The following is a 3,209-nucleotide window of genomic DNA, read 5'->3' as shown; positions in this document are numbered from 1 at the left end:
GCACCATCCTGGCTGCTACCGGTGTTTGTGCTTGCCTGCGCAAAGTGAACGTGTGTCGGTATTTCGGAAATCGACAGCGTATGGCTTTGCTCGCCACCGCGCTCGCCTAGTGTGTGACCGCTCCCAACGTGGATCGGGATACGTCCCCTATAATCGGGCAGCGCGAAATTGACTTGGCCGTCACCGCCGAAAGTGGTTCCGAGCAGTGAAAATAGCGCCTGGTTCTGGTTGATCGGCAAAAGCTGCCCGTTACAGAGCGCCCAACCCTTGGGCGGGAAGACAAAGGACATAATCCTGATTTCCGATAGAAATGGCTCGGCCATGTCTCGCGCCCTCATTAGATATCAGAAGAATACACGGAACGACATAGAAGTCTACTTGGGTTTCTAACAAACCAAGTACTATTATAAAATAATAGACAGTATTTAAATAACAAGAGGCGCAGGAAGGCAGTGTGTACCCAAGGTTGTAGATCGTCGCACCAAATGGTGGCCTTTCTACCTCATCAACGTAGCCATCATGGGAACGGCGGCGTGGCAAGCCCGGTAAATCCGCTCGTTTGCGCCGTCGCGGTAGATGCAGAAACAACTGTATTGCGGCCGTTCAGATAAGCGATCACGGCAGCAGTATCCATGGCGCCCCCAGCATAGCCGCTAAGGTTGATCGTCCCGTTGTTGCGCTGACGTACCCGGATGTCACCAGCCGCCATGGTGCCGCCAAGCGAATGCGTAAAGATGTTCGCGAGCGCGCCGGCGCCGCCTATGCTCAGATCGACGGATGCACCATTTCCCTCCGGGTCCGTGACGGCTGACTGGACGAGAATGCCAGCAGCCGCATCTCCGGTCCCATCCAGTTTGATGTCAATCGCGTTGCCGGTTATCTGGGCCAGGATGCTGCCGGCGCCGTCCTGTCCGGCCTGGACAAGGATAGCACGTTGCGTACCGGCATAGTCGATGGAGTTGTTTTTGATTCCGACCCGCATGGCGCCGCCGCCGGCATTGAATACGGATATGCCATCCGCTGTCAGCCCGTTTGCGACCGTGATGGTATTGCTTTCAATTCGAGCGTCAAAAGTAAAGCCGTTGTCGAACGCCGACCCGAGCAGGCTCACCACGACGAAGTCGCCCGCCGCCGTGCTGCTCAGCGTGTTGCCGGTGGCGACGAGGCTCACATCGCTGTTGTCCCCGGCGCTGACGGACAGCTGATCGTTGTTGCTGCTCGAAGTGCTGTTGATGACGTTCAGGTTCATTGTGGAGTTGTCGAATGCATCGGCGACGATGCCACCGCTGAAGTTGTTGCTCGAATTGGCACCCGAGAAGTTGATCGTGGCGTTCGACGTTCCACGGATGCCGAACAGATACCCGCTGCCAAGCACGGCGCCAGTCGAGCTGCCGCCTGAAATCGTCAGCGCGAGCGTGCCGGACTGGGTCTGCAGCTGGAAGTTGTCGTCGCCGCTGCCTGTGATCGTGGTGTTGGTGACCGCGCTGGTGCCGGACATGTTGTAGAAATGGATGCCATCTTCGTCCGCTCCATTGCCCGCATTCGATATGCTGCTGTTGCTGAGCGTGAAGTTCGAAACGGTATTGCCGTTGATGCCTTGCTCGGCGCCGCCCGAAATGGCGATCCGGTCCAGCGTCGCCGTAGAGACGTTTTGAAGGTGGATGGCCGCGTTGGTCGTGAGGTTGTCACCAGTCGAAAGCCCCGAATTGTCGGCATCGAGATCGTCGGTGCCGGCATTGGTGAAATTCATGTTCTTCAGCGTGATGTTGCTCGCGCTGATGAAACTGGCGCCGCGCCCGGTTGTGTTCTGAATTGTGCCGCCCGAGCCGGCGGTGGTGCCGACACCTGTAACGGTCAATCCACCCGAGCCCGTATTGTTGAGCACGATGCCGTTGATGCCGCCATTCGCCGAAATGCTCTGGAAATTCAGCCCGCTGGCGCCGATATTCGTGTTGACGACGTTGAGCGCCGTGCCTGTGCCGGAGGTGATCGTGTTGCCGGTGCCCTGCACCGTCACCGTGCCGCCGCCGGTCGCGTTGAAGCCGTCGCCGCTCGTTGTGTTGATAACCAGCCCGCCATTGGTGAAGTTGATGGCGGCGCCGGGGTTGCTGGTCATGATGACGGCGGCGTTGACGCCGGTCGAGAGCGTCTTGACCGCGCCGCCGAAGTTGATCGTGCCGCCGGCGTTGCTGAGCACGGCAATGCCCAGCCCGCCGTCGTTGCGAGTGATCGTGCTGGCGCTGTCGAAATTGACCGAGCCGCCGGCCATGCCGCGGATGTTGGCGACATTGCCGCCAGGGTTGGTGATGTCGACATTGTTCAGGTTGACGACCGCGCTGACGTCGTCATTGCCTGGCGTGCCCTGGTCGCCATCGACGACGAAGGCATTGTTCGCAGCCCCCGCGTCGGTCTGGATGGCGACATTGTTGAAAGTGTAGGTGCCGGTCGCATTGTTGGTCGAATCGCCGAGAATGGTGATGCCGGCCGTGCCCGTCAGGCTGGCATTGCTGACGGTGACGCTGCCCGCCGCGCCGTCGATCACAATGCCGGTGCCGCCGGTGTCGTTGAGCCCGTTCGCCACGGCAGTGGTGAAATTCACCGAACCGCCGGCGGTGTCGGCGACGACGATCATGCGCTGGCCGGCGGTGGCTTGCGTGATCGTGCCGGCATAGGTGAGGGTGGCGGTGCCGCCATTGACGTTGAACGCCGTGCCGCTGGGGCTGATGATCGAGGTGCCGGTGCCGAAATTGAACGTGCCGCCCGAGCCGTTGAGGATGTCGACGCTGGCATTGCCGCCATTCAGCGTCGTCGTGCCGACGAAACTGTAGATGCCGTCCGCATTGTCGAACTGCAGGCCGGTACCGTTCGTCGCCGACAGCGTACCGGTAGCGAAGTTGAGCGAGCCGCTGTGCCCGCCCGTGACGCTGACCAGGGTGGCATTGTTCGACTGGCTGACATTGCCGGTATAGTTGAGGTTGGCGGTGCCGCCGCTGACAGCGATGGTTGCCGCGCTGCCGCCGACCAGCGTGCCGGCGCCGAGATTGATCGTCCCCAACCCGATCACGTTGGTTAGGACGACGGCGCTGTTGCCGCCGGCGCCGTTGCTGGTCGAGGAAAAATTCATGCCGGTGGCCGCGACGGTGACGCCGCTCAGGTTCATCGCCACACCGGTGCCCGTGGCGATGGAGTTGCCCACGCCGGTCACGCTG

Annotated in this window: 1 protein-coding gene and 1 pseudogene; both read right to left on the bottom strand. The window is 60.8% G+C overall.

Translation table 11 applies throughout. The features are described from left to right. Window positions 1–323, bottom strand: a 323-nt coding sequence (locus EN984_RS27860; protein WP_164765693.1) for a tail fiber protein, incomplete at its 3' end; no start/stop codon positions are given. Window positions 324–517: 194 nt separating this feature from the next. Beyond that, window positions 518–3,209: pseudogene (locus tag EN984_RS37895) on the bottom strand (S-layer family protein); the annotation flags it as partial.

Source organism: Mesorhizobium sp. M7A.F.Ca.CA.004.12.1.1, assembly GCF_003997835.1.
Classification (GTDB): Bacteria; Pseudomonadota; Alphaproteobacteria; order Rhizobiales; family Rhizobiaceae; genus Mesorhizobium.
This window is presented reverse-complemented; position numbering and strand designations above follow the sequence as displayed.